This window comes from Chlamydia sp. 12-01 (assembly GCF_042234205.1).
Taxonomy (GTDB): domain Bacteria; phylum Chlamydiota; class Chlamydiia; order Chlamydiales; family Chlamydiaceae; genus Chlamydia.
This window is the reverse complement of the sequence record NZ_CP114174.1, coordinates 995,708-1,017,978: the sequence shown is the minus strand read 5'-3', so window position 1 is coordinate 1,017,978 and position 22,271 is coordinate 995,708. Positions and strand designations below refer to the sequence as shown.

The window sequence follows — 22,271 nt, the reverse complement described above, 5'->3', positions numbered from 1 at the left end:
ATAACGAAGGGGGATAACTATGTCTTCTTTAAGACGTCTCGTTTCCCTTTTGCGATCCCAAAATGACCTCATTGATATCTTTGCTCCTGTAGATCCTTATTTGGAACTTCCTGAGATTCACCGTAGGGTTATTGAAAATCAAGGTCCCGCTCTTTTATTCCATAATGTTTTAGGGGCCTCCTTTCCCGTTCTTACAAATCTATTTGGCACTCAAAAACGTGTAGATCAAATCTTTTCTAGAGTTCCTAAAGATCTAATACTTCGAGTTATTCGTTTACTATCCTCGCCTCCTAGGCTATCTCAGTTATGGAAGAACCGTAATTTGTTACTTAGAGGATTATCTCTAGGGTTACGTAAAGCACGTTTCTCAAAGTTTCCCCACAAAAAGATGGCTTCTGTGGATCTAAATCAGCTGCCCATGCTGACAAGCTGGCCAGAAGATGGTGGTGCTTTTCTTACCCTTCCTTTGGTCTATACAGAATCTCCTAGTTCTAGAATCCCTAATTTAGGGATGTACCGCATGCAAAGATTTGATAACGATACATTAGGTTTACATTTCCAAATTCAAAAAGGAGGTGGGATGCATTTCTATGAGGCGGAACAGAATAATAGAAATCTTCCAGTTACTGTGTTTTTATCAGGAAACCCCTTTTTGATACTTTCTGCAATAGCTCCCTTACCTGAAAATATCTCAGAACTTCTCTTTTGTACATTTTTACAAGGATCAAAATTACGTTATAAAAACGATCCTGATACACCACACCCTCTAATCTATGATTCTGAATTTATCCTGATAGGAGAAGGTATTTGTGGTCTACGCAGACCTGAAGGTCCTTTTGGAGATCATTTTGGCTATTATAGTCTTCAGCACGATTTCCCAATTTTTAAATGTAGAAAAATATATCATCAAAAAGACGCCATTTATCCTGCAACAATCGTAGGTAAACCCTATCAAGAAGACTTCTACTTAGGAAATAAGCTTCAAGAATACCTCTCACCTCTATTCCCTATGGTCATGCCAGGAGTACGACAACTGAAGAGCTACGGGGAAGCAGGATTCCATGCGTTAACAGCAGCTGTCGTTAAAGAACGTTACTGGAAAGAATCCCTAGCAACATCTTTAAGGATTCTTGGAGAAGGACAATTATCATTAACAAAATTCCTTATGGTGACAGATCACTATGTAGATCTAGATAATTTCCCTAAACTTCTAGAAGCAATATTATCACGTATTGTTCCAGAACGTGATTTGATTATCTTTTCAGAAACATCAAATGACACTCTAGATTATACAGGACTTAAATTGAATAAAGGTTCCAAAGCTATTTTCATGGGTGTAGGTCCAGAAGTTCGTGATCTTCCATATAAATATCAGGGAAAAATCATCCCTAATATCACCGATATAGGAAGTTTTTGCCCAGGTTGTCTCGTTCTTCAGACTACATTACAACAATTAAATATCGACACGCTATTAGATAATACTGATCTTTGTTCATGGCCATTCATTGTTCTTACAGAAAATCTACAAGGAACATTGGCAAGCTCTAAAGATTTCCTATGGAAAACATTCACGCGTGCAGCTCCCGCAACGGATGTGCATGTACGTTTCAATAAGATCATTAGCCACAGACCTCAGTATACCTTTCCTATCATCTTTAATTCTCTGATGAAGCCTCACTACCCTAAAGAAGTCGAAGCCGATGAAAAGACCCTCCAAAAAGTTTCCTACCGATGGGATGAGTATTTTCCTAAATATTCATCTAAGTTATTCTAGTTAATTTCATTAAGTTTTCTTTAAAAAAAGTGATTTTTTATAACAAAACTTTTATTACAAAAAATAAAAAGAAGAAATATTAAATACAAATAAACATATGAAAAAGAAAACAAATTCGAAATTAAAAATTATTTTAACTTTAGTATCAATATTATTATTTTGTGTTCTTACAAAATCTCCAACTCCCGATACATTCCAAACTTTTATTGCTTCCCAAGAGCCTATAATTTATTCCAAACAATGTGGTGATAACTCCCTTAAGGTGCTCTGTGATGCTATAGATTCCGCAGAAAAAAATATATTTCTCCGTATTTATCGTCTGAGTGCTCCTGAGATTTTTACAAGCCTAGCCAATCAAGCTAATGCAAAACGTGATGTCGCTATTCATTATGAAAAGATAGCGAAAATTCAAGAATTTCCCAAAAATAAGTATGTGACGTTAGTTGAGCATCCTGCAGAAGGAAGAAAGCTAATGCATCAGAAAGCCCTAGCAATAGATGACAAACAGGCCTGGTTAGGATCAGCAAACTATACACACGCTTCCTTCCTTCAAGATAGTAACTTAATCATTGGTTTAAAAAGTAAGGAACTTTGCCAATACATTAAGGAAGAATCTTGTGGAAACTGTGTTATTTATGGACAACATGCACAATATTTTTCTCTACCCGGTGATCAAGGGAAAGCATTATCAGCTGTATTACAAACTCTAAGAACCGCACAAAAAACAATCCGTGTAGCAATGTTTGCCTTAACTTATCCTCCCGTTTTTCGTGAGCTTAATGAAGCAAAAAAACGCGGTGTAGATGTGAAGATTCTAATCGATAAAGATTTTAAGAAGTTATCGATTAGACAGATCCAAGCTTTAAAAGATTCTAATTTAACATTGCACACAAAAACAACGCGTTATCGTCTACATCATAAATTTGCAGTTGTAGACCAAAAAACCCTAATTGCAGGATCTGTAAACTGGTCAGAAGCTGGTTTTTGTATAAATTCTGAAGATATGCTTATTCTGAATAATCTTACAAATAAGCAAGTAAAGAAATTAGATAAAATCTGGAGAGATTTAGAAAAACAAAGTACTTTATTCTACCCAATTAGCAATGAGAATGAGAAAATCATTCAACTACGGGAAGAGAAACGCGCTGCTTAACACTCATCATCTTTATTCCAGAACAATAGGGAAGCCATATCTAACACACCCCTATTGCGGGCAATAACCCAAGCCTCTGCGGCATTAGCAATAGCTTGAGCTGCAGATGCCCCTATTTTTACCGGTTTTTTATTACTAGCAATGTTAAAAATCTTCTCTTGTTTTGAAGATTCGCGGTTATCTTCCTCGTCTTCTTCCTCTTCTTTAAAACCTGCATTTTTTAAACTTTTAAAGTCTAAATCTACGTTGCGTAATTGAGATAAAAGAACTTTTGCCTGTTTGCGATTGAGAATTTTAAAGCGATGTTTTCTTTGTCTTTCATCTTTTTCTTGATCAGCAATAGCTAATAATGCCAAACGCATAGCCTCATTTTTGGCTATTTCATCAGATATCTTCTGATTTAACGGTATATTACTGTGAGGATCTTTACTCATTCCCTGAGGGGGAAATGCTCCATAAGGATCGAAAGGTAGTATGCGCACTTTAATCTCCCTAATCTAACTCCATAGATTTTCCTTTTTCATTTTTATCTGAAAAACGCCTGTTATCTTGATCCCGGTTTTGTCCTGAAAATCCTCCTCCAAATCCTCCACCATCATCGTGCACAGAAGCTGCTTCAGGCTTTCCTTGTACTCCAAGACGTGATGAGGAAGCAAAAGGTTGCGGAGGTCGAAAAATCAAAGGTGGATCCACAGCCACGTTACGGTATTGATAAATTAAAGGATCTGGAGGTGCTCCAGGACCTTTTCGATGCTCTATCTCGTGTTTATATTCAGATAAAGAGCGTGGTAGCGGTGCTAGCAAAGATATTCCTTGATGAGAGGAAAATAAATATGCCGAACTCACCGTATCAAATCCCGTTGATCCTGCAGACGCATCGTATTTCGGTGCAGGATTTTCTTCGGGAACTGGAGAAAATACCGGATCCTCATTTGCTAAAGCAGAAAAACTTACTGCCCCCTCGTTGCTTAAATCTAGAATATTCTCATTAGAGGGAAGGTCCGCTGGGAAACGATAAAGTTTTTCACTATGATCCATAGATAACGGAAAAGTTTTTACCATATCTCCGGATTTATCTATAGGAGAAAAATACGTATGTCCTTGATTACTAGAGATTCCCATAGGAGAATGTTCTGGTTTATCGTTATAACTTTGTACTACTGTTCCAGAAAATTTTGGAGGCAGAAAGCTAGTACTTCCCTCAGACCATGTAGCTCCTAAAGGTACATAAACAGATGCAGGAGCTCCAGCAGATAGTAAACTTTCCATCATTTTCGCTAGGGCCAGCTGATCTTTCAATAGATCTTCCCGACTTTCTTTTTTTTCTGCTTCTTTTTCAGAAGTCTCTAAAATTCCAGATCCTTCTAAATCCACATCTTCGAGTTTGCCGATATCACGACCTGAATCAATAATTTTTGTATTTTTTGAGATACTTTCTTCTCTCATATCTGTACTAAGATTACGATTTTCTAAATCTGATAGATCTACCATACCCTCGTTGCCAACAAGAGAAGCTCTACGCAATAAAGACGATGTCTCGATATTCGGATCCAAAATTGTACTGATCATTTCTCCACCCAGACGATTCACTGTCCAGGCAGTCACTGTAGACTCTGTTATCGATGTTCTCGCCATCTGAAATGAACCAAACGAAGCTATTGAAGAAGTTTCAGCAGCACTAATATCCTCCCTTGATATCGAAAATGAAGCCATAGATGTAGAACGTAATGATTCTAGAGAAAGCATAGAAACATCAGAAGAGGTATCACTAATTCCTGATGCGTCTAGATAAAATCCCTGCATCTCTGGAGAAATACGATTCCCTTTCCTACCCACCATTTCCATATCACTAGGCAACATGGATCTCCCTTCTCCATCAGCTTCTGCCTTACGTGCAGAAATTCTAGAAGCTCTTGTACCAAACCCTGAGAGAAACCCCTGAATACTCGCACGCACCCTGGAAAAAGCTCCACGTAATTTTGACTTAGGAGACGATGAAGCTTTTTCCTGGGTCTTCCGGTATTTTCCCTCATTAATCTGGAGATCAGTCTCATAATTCGCACTGGCTCCAGATTGAATTATAGCTTCCTGTTTTCTAGAAGAGGCCCCCTTTGTTTCAGAAAACACAGATTCTTTAGGTCCCGATAGCGACTCCGGCTGTTTCCCCATAATTGCGGGGTCCCATTTATCAGGTCCAGAAGGAGAAATATTGCTATTTCCAGAAATTGCCATAATTTATTCTCAGAGTTTTTAAAAAAATACCCACTAGTTATGTTTTAATTTTAAAATAAAAAATAATTAATTCAAAAAAAAGAACTTAAGAAACAATTAAAAGAGAAAAACGACAAAAAAAAACGCAAGGTGGCGGCACCTTGCGAAAAAACCTAAAAATAAGGGAAGAGAGAAGAGAGCCGGTAGATGCAAGAAAGTGCACCGCTGTCGTTCCAGATGAGGTACTCGTACCAAACTGTCCAGCAATATTGAGATTGTGGAGATCTTAATATTGCGGCAGCTTCTGGAGCGCAAAATTAGCCCAGGCTACCCTCAGCCTTATTACGGGTTTGTCCCGTTCTGCAAGTTTTTATTAGTTCTTAACGTTCAGTCCTATAGCTTTATGGAATACTTTCCAAAATTATTAATATCAGTAAAAACGAAACCATCCTGATAATTAAAAATTAAAACACGATTAGAATCATGAGTTTGCCTATCTAATAGGGAACGCACTAAATTATCATACTCCTCAGCACGATGACGGAGTTGCTTTTGATCTTTGGAAATAAGAAACTTAGACTTCTTTCCTTTTAATTTTTTAGGCTTATTCAGAAGCTGTTCTGTCTTCTTCTGAATCACTCGAGACAAATCTCGCCTATTTCTTTTCTTTTTTGTCCCACTCATAGAAATAAATTTTTTCTAATAAAACCCATGAATTAATTTTAGTTAAAAATTAATTAATTAAACAAAGCAATTAATTTAAATTAATATAAACTGATAATCAATATAATGCTTAGGAAGAGAAATAAGTATAATAAAGAAAATATTAAGAAAATAAGAGCCAACAATCTTAAATCTTGATATGAACCTTAATGAATCTATTCTATATCTGCTCATGGACCGATTAGTATCTCTTCAGTGCTTTTCTCTCTCTGTATTGAGTTTCTTTATCTGCCCTCAATACTACCCCGACTTACGCCCGATTTTCTTTTCTCCTTATCTCGTCGCTAATTTTTATAGGTTACCGAAAGAAGAGGTACTGATTCATGCGCTAGTTATTGGCTTATTTTGTGATATTGGATCTTCATATCTATTTGGAATACATACATTTCTGTATGTCATAACCTCAGCACTTCTTCACAAAATGCATAAAATCTTTCTTAAAGATCGGTGGTTGTCCATACCCATCATTAATTCTATATTTGCCCTAATATTTTCTTACTTCTCCTATCCGACACTTGCCTTCTTTAATCATAAAATTAACTGGAGTCTGCATTCTCTATTGTTAGATGCAAAACACGCTTTCACTATTGACTTCATCTATAGCGGAATAATTTACCTACTCCCTTGTACAATAACTCAAGGAATCCGTAAAATGAGAGGCTTCTTAAGGAGTCGCTCATGTTATTAAAAGGTACGCCCGTTGCCGAGCGGGTCTTAGAAAAAATAAAACAAGAAATCTCTAAAAGCCCAACACCTCCTGGTCTTGCAGTAGTGCTGATCGGTAATGATCCAGCATCTGAGGTTTATGTTGGAATGAAAGTAAAAAAAGCTACTGACCTAGGGATGATCTCTAAAGCCCATAGATTACCTTCTGATGCCACTCTTACTGACATCCTTAAGCTGATTGATAGATTAAATAATGATCCCACCATTCATGGTATCTTAGTACAGATTCCTCTACCCAAGCATCTAGACGCAAACGCTGTGATTCAAGCTATCTCCCCAGAAAAAGATGTAGATGGTCTTCATCCCATCAATATGGGAAAACTACTCTTAGGACAGTTGGGAGGTTTTGCTCCATGCACACCTGCAGGCATTATTGAATTACTAAATTATTATGAAATTCCTCTTCTTGGACGTCACGTTGCTGTTGTTGGACGAAGTAATATTGTTGGTAAACCCCTAGCTGCTATGTTGATGCAAAAACATCCCTCAACGAATGCCACAATAACTTTACTTCATAGCCAATCACAAAATCTTACTGAAATCTTAAAAACAGCAGATATTATTATTGCAGCTGTAGGAGTACCTCTATTTATTAAAGAGCACATGATCTCCCCTAACTCCGTCGTTGTCGATGTAGGCACATCACGAGTCTCAGCAAATAATAATAGAGGCTACATATTAGTTGGTGATGTAGACTTCAATAATGTTGTTACCAAATGCAAAGCCATTTCTCCAGTACCTGGAGGTGTGGGACCTATGACAGTGGCAATGTTGATGAAAAATACATGGGAAAGTTACCAAAAATCCTCCTCCTAGTTCTCCTATCCTGGGCTCTTAATGGATGTAGCACTCCAAAGCTTACGACTTTAGAAGGAGAGAAAATGACAATGCCCTATCGTATTATCGTAGGAAAGCATTTGTCACATCACGAAACCGAACAGTTAAAAAAAGAAATCAATGCAGTATTTCACGTCATTGATACTGTCTATAATAACTGGAATAAAGAATCAGAACTTTCGAAAATCAATCGTACACCTGCAGGGGTGGCTATTCCTCTATCTAAGGAATTATGTGCATTCCTAGAACAAGTAGACAAGTTTTACCATATATCTGGAGGGAGATTCGATCCCACCTTAGGACCATTAAAAACTCTTTGGTTATTACATCTTAAGCAACATTCGATTCCTAATGAACAAGTATGGAAATCTTATTACAAAAATTCAGGATGGAAACATATTGATCTTGATATAACCCATCAAACACTGACTAAAAAACATTCCGATATACAACTTGATCTTTGTGGTGCAGTAAAAGGTTTTGCTGTCGATTGTCTATTAGAAACTTGCCGGAGCTTTTGTTTTGATAGCTATGCAGAATGGGGAGGAGAAATTAAAATTTCAGGACGCCATCCTTCAGGACGACCCTGGCGTATTGCCTCTTCAGCAACACTTGAAATCATAGAACTCAAAAATACCGCGGTTGCTACAAGTGGAAACTACTACCAACAATGGTCTGTAAACGGAAAAGTCTATACACATATCTTAGATCCCCATACCGGGAAACCCTTAGAGCTGCATGACTATCCAATTATCTCTGCAACCGTTATCCATCCAAGTTGCGCGTTTGCTGATGCCATGGCTACAGTACTCATGACCTTCTCTACAAAAACAGAAGCTTTAGCCTGGGCGGAAGAAAATCATATTCAAGCATTCGTTAACGATAACGCTTCATAGCAGATTCTACTTCTCGTTGCTTCTCTCTTGCTATGATCGTTTGTCGTTTATCGTGAGCTTTCTTACCACGACAACAGCCAAGACGAATCTTTACATATCCACGAGATAGAAACATCCCTAAGGGAATAATTGTTACACCTTTTTGAGCTACTTTACCTTCTAATTTTCGAATTTCATATCTATGAAGAAGAAGCTTGCGTTTTCTTCTTTCTTCATGATTATAAATGTTACCGAAACGATAAGGAGCAATGCTGGCATTCAATAACCAAGCCTCACCCTTGGAAATAGCCACATAAGCATCACCAAGGTTTCCGCCATGATCACGTAACGATTTTATTTCAGTCCCAGTGAGCACAACTCCGGCTTCTAAAGTCTCTAAAACCTCATAATTACGTAAGGCTTTACGATTAGAAACAATTTCCTTACTGGCCATAATTTTTTCCCATTTCTCAACCTAGAGAGTTGGGAGGGAGTATAACAAAAAACACAATTTTCTTTCTTGAACTTAGCAAGTGGTTCGCCTAGAAAAATCCTATCAAATATCTAGAAGACCATAAAATCCCTTTATAGTAATATCCTGCTTTATCCCAGGAAGCTCCCTCGAAGAGATCCTGAGGAACCCCTATTCTCTTAGGGGCAGGATTGAATTTAATGACTTACAGTTGTAGGAAAATATGAAGTTCGTCGTATCCCGAAATGAGTTAGGAAATCTTATAAAAAAAGTCCAAAGTGTTGTTCCTCAAAACACTCCTATCCCTGTGCTCACCCATGTACTTATCGAAACATGTAATGATGAGCTTGTCTTTACCGCTACTGATCTTACGGTAAGCACCCGATGTGTAGCGCAGGCAAAAGTTTATGAATCTGGGGCTATTTCTATTCCTTCAAAAAGATTTTTTCAACTAGTGAAGGAATTAACAGAGGCTAATCTTGAAATCTCCGCAACTACTGGAGAAATGGCAAAAATTACTTCGGGATCTTCTTGTTTTCGTCTACTCAGTATGGGGAAAGAAGACTTTCCTATGCTTCCCGATATCCAAAACTCTGTAAGATTCACTCTACCTGCAGAACAGCTTAGAGAAATGTTACAGCGCACATCATTTGCTGTTTCTCGAGAAGAAAGCCGTTATGTCCTTACAGGAGTTTTATTAACCATTGCTAACGGAATTGCTACTGTAGTAGGTACAGATGGAAAACGATTAGCAAAGACCGATATAGAAATCTCTTTAGATAAAAGCTTTACTGGCGATTATATTATTCCTATTAAAGCTGTTGAAGAAATTATTAAGCTCTGTTCTGAAGATTCTGAAGCTACTATCTTTTTAGATCAGGCAAAGATTGCTGTAGAGTGCGGCAACACATTATTAATTACTAAATTACTTTCTGGAGAATTTCCTGACTTTTCTCCAGTAATCTCCACAGAAAGTAGTGTGCAGCTAGATCTTCACAGAGAAGAATTAATTACCTTATTAAAACAGGTAGCATTATTTACTAATGAATCTTCTCATTCCGTGAAATTCACCTTTACTCCCGGAGAGCTCACTTTAACAGCAAATTGCACAAAAGTTGGCGAGGGTAAAGTCAGCATGGCAGTAAACTATTCTGGAGAACTACTAGAAATTGCCTTCAATCCTTTCTTCTTCCTTGATATCTTAAAGCATAGTAAAGATGAGTTAGTTCGCTTAGGCATTTCAGATTCCTATAATCCTGGGATTATTACCGATTCTACACGTAGCCTATTCGTTATTATGCCAATGAGATTGCATGATGATTAATGAAGATTCTTTCCCTGCGTCTTAAAAATTTCAGAAATTATAAAGAAACTGAGGTTTCTTTATCTCCAGGTATGAACTATATTTTTGGAGAAAATGCCCAGGGAAAAACAAATCTTCTTGAAGCCCTTTATGTCTTATCTTTAGGTAGGTCTTTTCGTACCACACACCTTACAGAGGCTATCTTTTTCGGTTCTCCTCATTTCTTTTTAGAGATGATCTTTGAAAAAGATGGATTTTCTCATACACTATCTACCTATGTAGATAAGCAAGGAAAGAAAATTCTTTGTGATCACTCCCCTATAAAAACCTTATCACAATTGATAGGTATGGTGCCTATCGTTCTATTCTCCTCCAAAGACCGCTCCTTGATTTCTGGAGCTCCTGCAGATCGTAGACTATTTCTCAACTTACTTTTATCTCAATGCGATCCTCAATATAAACACTCATTATCTTATTATCACCGAGCCTTGTTACAAAGGAACGCCCTACTTAAAACTAAACAAATTTCCACGCTATCAGTTTGGGATGAGCAACTTGCCTCTCTAGGCGCTTATCTAACATTAAATCGACACTCTTGCTGCGAACAATTAAATAAACTAGTTCAAGAATTATGGAGTAATTCCTTATCAGAACAATTGCGTATTAAATTCAAAAGCTCACTAATTAAACAATACAAGATTTCTCAAGAGGCTATTACTGAAGAACTTCGCAAACAATTGACATCGTCACTACATCGTGATTTAGAATTAGGAACTACATCCGTAGGCCCTCATCGTGAGGACTTTACTTTAATGATTAATGATCTTCCCGTAGCACAATTTTCCAGTGAAGGTCAAAAACATAGCTTACTCGCTATTCTTAGACTCGCAGAATGTCTCTATATAAAAAATATTTATCACGTATGTCCCTTATTCTGTATGGATGATATTCATGCAGGATTAGACAATCATAGAATCTCGCAATTACTCGACCTTGCTCCTACTCTAGGACAAACTCTAATGACCTCTACAAATACTCCTCATCAAACATTATCCGAAACTAGTAGGATATTTTCAGTTAATCAAGCTCAAATATCGATTCATTCGCATTCGGTTATTAAATAGTAATTTTTTATTACTTTATAATTAACCGCTTAATTATTTTTTAAAATAAGTTAATTAAACACGCTGGTTTTTAATAAAAAACTTATTAAAATAATTATATCGGTGTGCAAATGAATAAATTATTATTAATTTTACTATTTTTAATATCTGGAACCTCCCTTTTAGCAGATACTTCTATAATTCAAACACTTCCTTCAGGAATTGGTGGAATTAGAGAAACATCTCAGCAAAAAGAGTCCGTAATCTGCGTTCACGCATTTTTAAGATCTTACAGGTCGTTAAAACCTATTGGTAATGTCTTGGAAAAAGAAAATTACGACGTATTTATCTGGAACTACGAAACTCGCAAATTTACATTAGAAAGACATGCAGATCATCTTGTTAGACTAATTAAAAAGATTGCAGAGCTAAAGCCTGGAGTCCCCATTAACTTTGTTACGCATTCTATAGGAGGTGTTATTGTTCGTGTAGCTCTAGCTAAGCCAGACTGCCCTCAAGAAGCAAAATGTGGAAAAGCCATACTCATGGCTCCACCAAATGCAGGATCTACATTAGCAAGACGTTATAGATCCTTGGCCATTGTGCAATTCATCTTTGGCGGGAAACTAGGTAGACAATTACTTACCTACTGCCCAAGAAAAATGCTCAATGTCGGTAAGCTTCCTTCAACCGTAGAGGTTCTTATACTAAGTGGAAATAAACGCAGTAGGTTTCTTCCCTTCCGTTTAGAATGTGAAAATGACGGGAAAGTATGTACGGTGGAAACTTGCCTAGATACGCCACATAAAGGCTATGTAATCAATACCAACCACACCTACATCATCACAAATAGGAAATCTATTTTCCTTATGAGAGAGTTTCTAAAGCATGGTAGTAAAACCGCGGCTATAGATCAAGTTCCTGAGGAAATAGAACAAAAAGTAAAAGAAAACAAACAGAAGAGTTCTAGGTTGAATACGAGCAAAAACAAGGATATTTATGTTATCCATTGTTTTGGCTCTCATCCTTATAACCTTTATGGTTTTCCTAAAACCTGGAAACCTAACTCACAGCAAAAAAACGAAACAAATCCTGAAATGTTAGGAAAATAAAGAAGGCTATCAATAATAGAGAAAATGGAATCAACATTTTCTCAACAAGCTTCATATTTAAACGACGTCTTGAAATCATCTCCCAGAGGCAAAGTACAATATAGCCTCCGTCCAATACAGGAATAGGAAGAAGATTTAAAACAGCTAAATTGATGCTTACTAACCCAATCCAAAATAAAGCTTCTGAAATTCCTAACGACCACCCTTTATGTAGCATATGGACGATTCCTACTGGACCCGATAGCCATTGAGGGTTTAGTCGACCTACGACTAAAGCTTTCATAGTACGTAAACTATCTTTAGAAATATTAACGATTAAAGTATCTGGACTAGGATTATACTTTACAGTCATATCCTTCAGAGGGATCCCGAGAGATAGCTTTTGTTTTTCTATTTCGATTCTATCTAGATAATAGCGCTGCTGATCTTGATTTTTAAACTTCTTAGCCATTTCACGACGTTTATTCAAAAGATCATCAGAATAAATGCTTATCCACGGTTTAGGCTGAACTGGAGGCAATAAGCGGTATTGACCTGACTCTCGTACTTCTTGAGCACTTCCTATCGAATTAATAATCGACAATAGGTCCTTAGCATCATAAGAACGGATAAACCTCTCATCAGCAATTGAAGAATCAACGTCTTCTAATTGCTCGGAAGTCATTTTTTGAACAATTATGGATACCTTATGATTCTGAACCAAACGTAAAATATCAGTACTTCCACTAACAGGGGTACCATCTATAGCTAAAATACGGTCTCCTAATTCCAATTTCTCTTCCATAAGAGGAAATGGAGATTCCGGATCTATAGGTTGTAACTCTCCTTCTACATAACCATAACTATTGATCATATAGGGTAAAGTATATAAAGAAGACCATTTACCTTTAATTCCAGCTTCATATTGATTATCGATAAGTTCATTTCTTACATAAGGAGATAAGTACAATGTACTCGCTAGCATCCTAGGAATACGCAATGATAATTCCTGATCATAACGAGAAATCTTAACAAAAGCGTAGGCTTCATTAAGCATCTGCGAAACTTGCATCGGAGAAAACAGAATTTGTCCATCCATCCATACTAATCGATCACCTGGCAACATATTCGCTGAATACATTGGGGATTCTTTTGAAATGGGCTCCTGGTAACGATATAAAAGATAGCTAGCTCCCGCAAGAGGGATACCATTTTTATTAACATCAAATTCTGTATCTAAGGAAAACTCCCTAGAAGTCTTTGAAAGATATGCAGGGTGTATTCCTTTAAAAGATAAATGTCTGTCTAATAGAGCTGAGGTAATAGCGTCTTTATCTGAGTAATAGGGTTTACCATTACATGTGAGAATCTCATCTCCAAGATTTAGACCTTTCTCTTTTAAAATAGGGTTCACCCAACCAACAATGCGAGAATACTCAGAATAAGCCTTACTTCTACCCCCGGAAATATACAACGCACCAAAAGCCACGAAGGCTAACAAAATGTTAGCGATAGGACCTGCAGCAAGAACAACAATTCTTTTCCAAGGAGATTTGCTGAAAAACCCTTGAGGTATATCGTAAACAGAATCAGGGTCCGCATCTACACCTTTTTCTCTTTTGTCCATACCTTTAATACGAACATAACCCCCAAAAGGGAAAATACCAACACGATATTCTATATCTCCAATCTTCTTTTTATATAAAGCCGGACCAAAACCAATACTAAAACTCTCAACAGCCATACCTACAGACTTGGCCGCTAGTAAATGACCCAATTCATGGATCAATACCAAAACCCCCAAAGCAAGGGCTGCAAGAATAAAATATATTATTGTCATATACGTACCGGGTTATATCTCTTGAGCAAGGGCTCGAGCTTCTTTATCAACAGCAAAGACATCATCTAACGAAGTGCATGAAGAAACTCTATAATTTTCCATAAGTCTTGTTAACTTATCTAGAATATCGCACCAAGTAATTTCTTCTGTCAAAAATCTTTGAACCAAGACTTCATTAGCAGCATTAAAAAATGGTCCTGAGGACCCTTTATCTTTTAATACCTTTCTAGCCAAACCAATACTTGGGAAACGTTCCTCATCTATAGGAAGGAATTCTAATGTTTGTTTTATAGAAAAATCTATCCCTTTGTGAGGGACTGGACAACGTTTTGGAGTGGTTAATACATGTTGTATGGGGAAAAGCATGCTAGGGGGATTCATTACAGAAAGCACCGTCCCGTCTTGAAACTCTACCATACCATGAATTAAACTTTGAGGATGAATTACAGCATCTATTTCTGCATTCTCTAATCCAAACAACCAATAAGCTTCTATTATTTCCAAGCCTTTATTTACCAATGTTGAAGAATCTACAGTAATCTTGGCTCCCATATTCCATATAGGATGCTTCAATACATCTTCAATAGTTACACGGCTCAATTCTTCTCTAGACTTATATAATAAAGGGCCCCCAGAAGCAGTTAGCAATAACTTTTTTACTTCCGAAGCATCCTTCCCCTCTAAACATTGATACAGGGCATTGTGTTCACTATCTATAGGTAAAATTTTTGTTTGATATTGCTTGGCAACCTCTTTGATAATTTCACCTGCAGAAACTAAGACTTCTTTATTTGCCAACGCTAGGGTTTTCCCCTGCTTTATTGCTTCTATAATTGCTGGTAAAGCTACAACGCCTGAAGATGCAGCGACAATAGTATCAATCTCCTCAGCGGTAGCGGCTGCTAATAAACCTTCTTCACGAAGAAATACTTCGATATTAGGAAACTCTTTACAAATCTCAAAATAAAACTTTTCATCATATACAGAAACTATAGAAGGAGAAAACTCTCGAATTTGTTCGAAAAATAAATCCTTATTATTACCGTATGAAGCAAGGGCGACCACATTGAATAAATGAGGAAGAGACCTGATAATTTTTAAAGTCTGCTGCCCTATACTTCCAGTGGATCCGAAAATAGCTAAATGTTTCAAATAGTAACCTTAACAAATTGAAAAAAAAATCATAACTCCTAGATTAAAGAGTTGTCAATTCTGTATTCCGGCTATTTTTTGAATAAAGTCTTTTATAGGCTAATTTCTTACCATAATGAAATAAAGAAACAACAACATAAAAAGTCATTAATATAAAAACTGAAATACCAGAAGTCGATAATCCTACATCATATGATGTTAAAATTGCTCTAGAACATGCAGGGGCCGTCAACGCGGTAAGGGCACCGAAAATTAAAGACCAAAAAAGCATACCTCGTACAGAGACAACAAAAACTTTAGCAATAAGTCCGGGGATTAATAAGAAAGCTAAAGCCATTAAAACTCCGACAGCCCTAAATGCTCCTACTAGGCTTGCTGACAATTGTAAAATAATTAAGTAATCGATGATTTTTACAGGGATCCCTAAAGAAGAAGAGAATACTGAATCAAAAGAAACACAAACAAAACTGCGGAATCCAATTATAGAAACGAATAAATTAACTAAAAGGATGGTATACACAGGGAAAATATCACTACGAGTTAATGAATCTGCATTACCCAAGATAAGTTCAGTTCCTACATGAGCGTTACGTGTTAGAAATACTAAAAGAAGTAAACTCATTGAAAATAATAAAGAGAATACTAAAGCCGTACTTGCTTCTTCAGGAACACGAAAAATATTTCTTATAAAATGAATAAGAAAACCCGTAAGTAAAGCTGTTGAGACAGAAGCTAGAGTAAGAGTTCCCAAAGACAATGATGTTAATTGATGAGTGAATAAACAAATACTCACTAAGCCAAATAATACTGTATGAGAAACAGCATTGGCATACATTGCCATTTTTTTTAAAACTAAGAAACTCCCTACAAATGCTCCAGAAAGAGCAATCGCTAGAAATACCACAACTTGAATATCATCGATAAATAAGTGACCTCGAAATAACTCTCCAGAGAAAACTCTTGAGAGAAACACGATGAAAAATTGGATAAAGGATACCCCATGATATGGGGAAAAAGCTCCTATCATAGTTCCTCCTTCTTACTTGGCTTTTCTGGGATTAATTTATCATGTGGATCGTAATGAGGATCATCTAACATCTCTGTAATTGCGTAATCTAACTCGTCTGTTAAAACATGCTCCATTTCTTCTGCAAAGTCATGAACATCTTCTTCTTTGAATTCCAAAGAATGTACGAGATAACACTCCCATAATCTGTGAGCTCGAACCAATTTTTTTGCCCTAATCTTTCCTTTCTCGCTAAGACTCCAATGATAATCTCTATGCTTTAAAAATCCCTGACATTCAAGAAGCCATATTCTAAATCTTGGGAAGGGTTTAGGACCAAAATATTCCTGATACTTATGAGAGCAAACAAAATCACGTGCTCCGACCTCAGGCAATTGATTTTCTAGTAAATACCAAAACACCTTCAACAAATGTTCTTGATTCTTAGAAAATGAAAAGCGTTTCCTACGTATGTAACGTGTTACCCATCCCGATTTTGGGGAGAACATTAAACAAAGGAAAGCTAAACAACCAGATATGACGACAACGAGAGGACCTGTGGGCAAAGTAATTACACCTGTATGTCCAGAAACATTACAACTAAAAGCCACTGAAACATAGCTGCCAAGAGCACCACAGATCCCTCCAAATAAACAAGAAAGAAGAAAAATCACACTTAATCTATCGGATAATTGACGGGCTGCTAAAGAAGGAGCAACAAACATTGAAGATATTAATACAACACCAACAGAACGCACACCGCTTACAATCACTAAAGAAATAAATATTAAAACAACACTTCCAGAGATGCGAGTACTCAATCCACAAGTCGAAGCATAATCTTTATCAAAGATCGTTACGACAATTTGACGATACCACCACCATAAAGTCACTAAAGAAACAAGGAAAACAGAGGCTGCAAGTTTAGCTTCTACATAACCTAGGGTAGCTGCCTGTCCATATAAATAAGCGTTAATACGATTATATAATAAAGGACAGCAATCCTTCACATAACTGGCTAAAATCACTCCTACGCCAAAAAAAACAACAAGAACAAAGCACAAAGAGGCATCCTTATGGACTCTTAACACTCTTTCTAAAAATACTATGATTCCATAACCAGAAATGGCTGCAAGACAACCAAAAATAATCACTAAAATAATAGAATCTGTGAAAAAAGAGACTTTGTAACTTAACAGAGCTCCCAAAAGTAGTCCCGGATAAGAAGCGTGAGAAAGACTTTCACTTAAAAGAGGCTGTCTACCTACAAGAAGTAAAGTCCCCCACAAAGCCGTTGTCATGCAAATTAAAGTAACAGCTAGAAAGCTTGATAAAAAAATAGAATCAATAAAAACGCAATTGAGCATCTAATACGCTCCTTGTTGCTTTCCTCTGGATAACTTAAGAGTACGGTCTAAGAGCTCTAACTCACAACCATAGGCTTGAAAAATGTTTTTACTAGTTAAACATTCATCAACAGGTCCGGAACAAATGAGGTGTTTATTCAATAAGATAATATGATCAAACAATTGACGTACATGACTAAGGTCATGATGCACGACAACAATAGTTCGTCCTTGCTCTTGCAAATCACGCAATACATCTACAACGGTCTGATACGAAGCCATATCTATAGCGGAAAATAATTCATCCATAAGATACAGATCTGCTTTTTGCATAAGAGCTCGAGCAAGAAATGCTCTTTGTTGTTGTCCTCCAGAAAGCTTTCCTATTTGCCTATTTGACAAAGCAGATAAACCTACGCGCTCTAAAATATTATAAGCTTCCCTGCGATCATCAGCTGTTATTCTTCCCCACATCCCCTTGTATCCATAGCAACCCATGAGAACAAGATCCAGAACAGTCATGGGAAAATCCCAATCTACACTAGCTCTTTGTGGCATGTAAGCAACACGTTGATGTACCTTTTTAAACTTATGTCCAAAAAACAAAGTGTGGCCCGCGGAAGGTCGTATCAATCCGAGTGAGGTCTTTAAAAGAGTACTCTTCCCCGCACCATTCGGGCCTAAAACTGCTGTTAAGGATCCTCTTCTTAGAGAGAAGGAAACATGGCATAAAACATCCGAATGATCATAGTTCACACATAGATCATGTACTGACCAAGCAATTTCATTTTGTCTATTCAAGAAATAGTTCCTCCTAGCTCTTCAGTAATTGTACACACGTTATGCTTAAATGTATTAAAGTAGTCATGTTTAACATTATCACTATATAGAGGACGGTTCGCTAATCGGATATTATGTCCCTTCTTCAAACATGAAGCAATTTTTTTAAGAGCATCTTGATTTAAGGTATCTTCAGGGAACATAACAGTAACATTATGTTCATGGATATAATCTACAACGAGCATGATATCGCGAATACTAATTTGAGCCTCAGGAGATATCCCCTCAGGAGAAATACATCTTTTACTCCAAACGTTTGTCCTTACTTCTTCTGGAGTCGCCAAATAACGTCTTGTGAAATAGCTAAAAGCATTATGACCGGAAACTAAATATCTAGATTCTTCAGGTATTGTAGATAAACATCTTTTTGCCCAACCATCTAACATTTGCATTTCTTCTATTAATTCCTTGGAATTAGCAGAGAATTCTTTTTCATATTCTGGAAATTCAGCAATTAAAGCTGCGGTTATCTCCTTAGCTCCCTCTGTCCAAATGCTGATATCTGTCCAAATATGTGGATCATAGAAGCCATCTTCTTCTAAAGGAGAAAATACTTCACGAGCAACTAATCGTGCCCCGATATTCACAGTTTTGGGATTTCCTTCTAAATGCTTGCGTAAGCTTGCTGTATGTTCCAAACCAAGACCATTACAGAAAATGAGCCTACTCATCGCCATTTTATCCTCATCACCTTTGACCATCTCATATGCATGAGGGTCTATAGCGCCATCGATAAGAACTATTGAACAAAGTTTATCTCCTACAATTCTAGACACACAATCATGTATCATCCGATTCATGGATAATACACAAATTTTATTATCACTATTGTGCACCTTAGAAGAAGAGCATCCGGAAACAATAAAAATTAAAACTAAGCAGATTGAAAGTTTTACTCTTTTGAACAGACGTGCCAACAACATATGCCTCCATTTGGGGAGATTATTCTCAAGAAATTAATAAAAATTGGAACAATGAAAGTCATAAGGTATATAAAAGAGACAAAAAAATCCCGCTATTTATTTAGAAAATCTGATGCAGGAATTAATAAAGATGGAAACAATGAAAAGAAATCAGAAAGATGAATTTCGTATCTTGTCTCATTTTATAAAAGAAACAAAAACAAGTTTCATGACAATGAAAAGGCTTTTAATTATAAAGAAATAAATGTTACAGCTAAAGACTTCTTGTCCTTATGATTGTTTCTTTTAAAGTTATTTATGAAACAAAACGATCTTTTCCTGGAAAATAACATTGCGAAAAAAAGCAAAATCCAACATAAATTACGTCTCTAAATAAACAGAACTTTAATTTTATTTTTCTAAACGTTAAATTGAAAGTATGCCAAATTCTTTCTTATAAAATTTATAAAGTAAGCATCGATTAATTTTTACGAAGATTTAGCAAGTTATAAAGGTGGGTTTCATGGCCGTAGAACAGTCGAATATAAATGAAGAAATAGAAAAACTGATCTTAAAAGCTATTAGAAAGGTCTGCGGAGATAAGGAAAACGATTTATGTCGCTATCTTCCAGGACCAAGTGGTGGTTATATGCACCATTTTACATTAAAAAAAATGAAAAGCGCCGCCCCCGAACAATTTCTAAAAATGTTAAAAACATTTATTTTAGAATCTGATTCGCCACGAGCCATTAATCCTAAACCTCGAGCACCCAGAGGATCTAAAAAACGCAGAGACTTTATTAACTTTACAAAAACCGATATAGAACGCGTTTTAGAATTAGCTAGACAGGTAGGAGACAAGGATCTCTTAGCAAGGTTTAGCCCAAAAAAGCCCCTACCTTCTTTAAAAAGAGAACTTATTCGTTCCATCCGCAACGGAGCAGTTAGCATTGAGCTATGGAATGCGTATGTAGAAGCTGTAAGAACTAATTCTTCAAGTTTAGATTCTCCTCAGTCTTTTGTTTAAAAAAAGACTTTATAATCGGCTAAGTAAAGTAAATATTTTAGCCGATTTTCTCTAGTCTCTCGAGCACTCTGGAAGAACCTCTGGTTTCTTCTCTCCTTTTTTCTTGTCAATAGAGAAAAAAATTGGTATGCTAGAAGACTAAAAAACAGAAATTAATTGTTTTAAAGACTAAACTATTAACAACTTATAAATTATAAAACTAAGCTATTTCAGAGGGTAAATATGACACAAACAGCGGAAAAACCTTTTGGAAAATTGCGCTCCTTTCTTTGGCCAATACACATGCATGAGCTGAAAAAGGTACTGCCAATGTTCCTAATGTTCTTCTGTATTGCGTTCAACTACACCGTATTGCGTGATACAAAAGACACTCTTATCGTAACGGCTCCCGGCTCTGGTGCAGAGGCTATACCCTTCATCAAATTGTGGCTTGTCGTTCCTTGCGCTGTTGTTTTCATGCTTATCTATGCCAAGCTAAGCAACATTTTAAGTAAACCAGCCCTCTTCTACACAGTTATCGCACCCTTTCTTTTATTCTTCGCCCTATTTCCCACAGTAATTTATCCATTCCGTCATATTTTACATCCAACGGATTTCGCTGATAAATTACAGACTATCCTCCCTCAAGGATTGATGGGCTGTGTGGCAATGCTAAGAAACTGGACTTTTGCTGCGTTTTACGTACTTTCTGAACTATGGGGAAGCGTTATGCTCTCCTTGATGTTCTGGGGTTTTGCTAATGAAATTACTAAAATTAGCGAAGCTAAGCGTTTTTATGCTTTATTTGGTGTTGGCGCGAACATTGCTTTATTAGCTTCTGGTCGTTCTATTATCTGGGCCTCTAAACTACGTGCTAGTGCTACAGGGAACACTGATCCTTGGGGTCTTTCTCTTTATCTTTTAATGAGCATGGTGATTCTTTCTGGTGGTATTATTATTTTATGCTACTGGTGGATGAATAAATGTGTTCTTACCGATCCTAGATTCTATGATCCTAAAGAATTAAATAAGTCCAAAAAATCTAAGCCAAAAATGAGCATGAAAGAAAGCTTCGCTTATTTAGCAAAGTCTCCTTACATGCTACTCCTAGCTCTCCTTGTTATTTGTTACGGAATTTGTATTAACCTCGTAGAAGTTACCTGGAAAAGCCAGTTAAAAATGCAATATCCTAATGCTAATGAGTACAGTCAATTCATGGGTAATTTCTCATTCTGGACAGGGGTTGTTTCTGTTATCGTAATGTTGTTTATCGGTGGTAATGTTATCCGTAAATTCGGCTGGTTAACAGGAGCTCTCGTAACTCCAGTTATGGTATTGTTAACAGGCGTGCTTTTCTTCATTCTAGTTATCTTTAGAGATCAAGCTTCTGGAATTGTAGCAATGTTAGGAACTACACCATTAATGCTTGCTGTTATGGTTGGAGCTATCCAAAACATTCTATCTAAATCCACAAAATACGCTCTCTTTGATGCAACTAAAGAAATGGCCTATATTCCATTGGATCAAGAACAAAAAGTTAAAGGAAAGGCTGCTATTGACGTAGTTGCTGCCCGCTTCGGAAAATCCGGAGGTTCTTTAATCCAACAAGGTCTTTTGGTAGTTTGTGGAAGTATTGGAGCTATGACTCCTTATCTAGCAGTAGCTCTCTTTGTGATTATTGCTGTATGGTTAGTCTCAGCTACAAAACTTAATAAGCTATTCTTAATTCAATCTGCAATCAAGGAACAAGAACTTGCAGGAGAAGAAGCTGCTGTGGCTTCTGAAGCTGCTAGCTCTTCTTCAACAATTCAGGGAACACCTGCTGTTGAGAACGCCTCCTCATAATTGAAGTAGAAATCTCAATAAAAAAAGAAATCCTCACCTGTGTTACAAGTGAGGATTTTTTTACTT

General features: G+C 36.8%; 20 protein-coding genes. 10 read left to right on the top strand and 10 right to left on the bottom strand.

The genetic code is table 11. The annotated features are described in order from the left end of the window. Positions 1–19 precede the first annotated feature (19 nt). Positions 20–1,774 (top strand): menaquinone biosynthesis decarboxylase, encoded by a 1,755-nt coding sequence (locus tag O1W69_RS04440; protein ID WP_375793354.1) that lies wholly within the window; start codon positions 20–22, stop codon positions 1,772–1,774. A gap of 97 nt (positions 1,775–1,871) precedes the next feature. After that, a complete protein-coding gene (locus O1W69_RS04435; RefSeq protein WP_375793353.1) occupies positions 1,872–2,927 on the top strand; it encodes a phospholipase D-like domain-containing protein in 1,056 nt (351 codons plus the stop codon). Here O1W69_RS04435 and O1W69_RS04430 read toward each other — a convergent pair. From O1W69_RS04430 to ltuB, 3 genes are all read right to left on the bottom strand, one after another. After that, positions 2,924–3,409 carry a hypothetical protein gene (locus tag O1W69_RS04430; protein WP_375793352.1) on the bottom strand — a complete coding sequence of 162 codons (486 nt, stop codon included), beginning with the start codon at positions 3,407–3,409 and terminating at the stop codon, positions 2,924–2,926. The two genes, O1W69_RS04435 and O1W69_RS04430, sit on opposite strands and share 4 nt — an antisense overlap. 10 nt (positions 3,410–3,419) lie before the next feature. After that, positions 3,420–5,159, bottom strand: coding sequence for a hypothetical protein (locus tag O1W69_RS04425; RefSeq protein WP_375793351.1), 1,740 nt, complete (start codon positions 5,157–5,159; stop codon positions 3,420–3,422). Between the two features lie 372 nt (positions 5,160–5,531). After that, positions 5,532–5,822, bottom strand: a complete 291-nt coding sequence (gene ltuB, locus O1W69_RS04420) for a late transcription unit protein LtuB (RefSeq protein ID WP_375793350.1) — start codon at positions 5,820–5,822, stop codon at positions 5,532–5,534. A gap of 211 nt (positions 5,823–6,033) precedes the next feature. On the opposite strand from ltuB, the gene mreD reads away from it, so the two are divergent. From mreD to O1W69_RS04405, 3 genes are read left to right on the top strand one after another with little or no spacing between them, the layout of a single operon-like run. After that, complete coding sequence (gene mreD / locus O1W69_RS04415) at positions 6,034–6,549, top strand: rod shape-determining protein MreD (RefSeq protein WP_375793349.1); 516 nt, start codon at positions 6,034–6,036, stop codon at positions 6,547–6,549. Next, complete coding sequence (gene folD, locus O1W69_RS04410) at positions 6,540–7,403, top strand: bifunctional methylenetetrahydrofolate dehydrogenase/methenyltetrahydrofolate cyclohydrolase FolD (RefSeq protein WP_375793348.1); 864 nt, start codon at positions 6,540–6,542, stop codon at positions 7,401–7,403. The genes mreD and folD overlap by 10 nt, the downstream gene beginning before the upstream one ends. After that, positions 7,373–8,320 carry an FAD:protein FMN transferase gene (locus O1W69_RS04405; protein WP_375793347.1) on the top strand — a complete coding sequence of 316 codons (948 nt, stop codon included), beginning with the start codon at positions 7,373–7,375 and terminating at the stop codon, positions 8,318–8,320. The genes folD and O1W69_RS04405 overlap by 31 nt, the downstream gene beginning before the upstream one ends. Here the strand turns inward: O1W69_RS04405 and smpB are convergent. Then, the gene (gene smpB / locus O1W69_RS04400; RefSeq protein ID WP_375793346.1) at positions 8,301–8,753 is read right to left on the bottom strand and encodes an SsrA-binding protein SmpB; all 453 of its coding nucleotides are present in this window, start codon (positions 8,751–8,753) and stop codon (positions 8,301–8,303) included. The two genes, O1W69_RS04405 and smpB, sit on opposite strands and share 20 nt — an antisense overlap. A 241-nt stretch (positions 8,754–8,994) precedes the next feature. On the opposite strand from smpB, the gene dnaN reads away from it, so the two are divergent. The 3 genes from dnaN to O1W69_RS04385 all read left to right on the top strand — a co-directional run bounded on the left by dnaN (position 8,995) and on the right by O1W69_RS04385 (position 12,289). Beyond that, positions 8,995–10,095, top strand: a complete 1,101-nt coding sequence (gene dnaN, locus O1W69_RS04395; protein ID WP_375793345.1) for a DNA polymerase III subunit beta — start codon at positions 8,995–8,997, stop codon at positions 10,093–10,095. Further along, the gene (recF, locus tag O1W69_RS04390; RefSeq protein WP_375793344.1) at positions 10,095–11,198 is read left to right on the top strand and encodes a DNA replication/repair protein RecF; all 1,104 of its coding nucleotides are present in this window, start codon (positions 10,095–10,097) and stop codon (positions 11,196–11,198) included. The genes dnaN and recF overlap by 1 nt, the downstream gene beginning before the upstream one ends. Positions 11,199–11,308: 110 nt before the next feature. Then, a complete protein-coding gene (locus O1W69_RS04385) occupies positions 11,309–12,289 on the top strand; it encodes an esterase/lipase family protein (RefSeq protein ID WP_375793343.1) in 981 nt (326 codons plus the stop codon). On the opposite strand, the gene O1W69_RS04380 is transcribed toward O1W69_RS04385, so the two are convergent. From O1W69_RS04380 to O1W69_RS04355, 6 genes are read right to left on the bottom strand one after another with little or no spacing between them, the layout of a single operon-like run. Beyond that, positions 12,240–14,108, bottom strand: a complete 1,869-nt coding sequence (locus O1W69_RS04380; protein ID WP_375793342.1) for a site-2 protease family protein — start codon at positions 14,106–14,108, stop codon at positions 12,240–12,242. The genes O1W69_RS04385 and O1W69_RS04380 overlap by 50 nt on opposite strands. A 12-nt stretch (positions 14,109–14,120) precedes the next feature. Beyond that, positions 14,121–15,260 (bottom strand): 1-deoxy-D-xylulose-5-phosphate reductoisomerase, encoded by a 1,140-nt coding sequence (dxr, locus tag O1W69_RS04375; protein ID WP_375793341.1) that lies wholly within the window; start codon positions 15,258–15,260, stop codon positions 14,121–14,123. 43 nt (positions 15,261–15,303) lie between these two features. Next, entirely contained in the window at positions 15,304–16,287 is a 984-nt protein-coding gene (locus O1W69_RS04370; RefSeq protein WP_375793340.1) for a metal ABC transporter permease, read from the bottom strand. Beyond that, positions 16,284–17,633 (bottom strand): metal ABC transporter permease, encoded by a 1,350-nt coding sequence (locus O1W69_RS04365; protein WP_375793339.1) that lies wholly within the window; start codon positions 17,631–17,633, stop codon positions 16,284–16,286. Before O1W69_RS04365 ends, O1W69_RS04370 begins: the two co-directional genes overlap by 4 nt. Continuing rightward, on the bottom strand, positions 17,634–18,413 hold the full coding sequence (locus O1W69_RS04360; RefSeq protein WP_375793338.1) for a metal ABC transporter ATP-binding protein: 780 nt from the start codon (positions 18,411–18,413) through the stop codon (positions 17,634–17,636). Further along, positions 18,410–19,375, bottom strand: coding sequence for a metal ABC transporter solute-binding protein, Zn/Mn family (locus tag O1W69_RS04355; RefSeq protein ID WP_375793337.1), 966 nt, complete (start codon positions 19,373–19,375; stop codon positions 18,410–18,412). The genes O1W69_RS04360 and O1W69_RS04355 overlap by 4 nt, the downstream gene beginning before the upstream one ends. Before the next feature lie 502 nt (positions 19,376–19,877). Between O1W69_RS04355 and O1W69_RS04350 the strand changes: the two genes are divergently transcribed. Further along, a complete protein-coding gene (locus tag O1W69_RS04350; RefSeq protein ID WP_375793336.1) occupies positions 19,878–20,381 on the top strand; it encodes a hypothetical protein in 504 nt (167 codons plus the stop codon). Positions 20,382–20,603: 222 nt separating this feature from the next. Continuing rightward, a complete protein-coding gene (npt1, locus tag O1W69_RS04345; RefSeq protein WP_375793335.1) occupies positions 20,604–22,205 on the top strand; it encodes an NTP/NDP exchange transporter Npt1 in 1,602 nt (533 codons plus the stop codon). Positions 22,206–22,271: the final 66 nt, after the last annotated feature.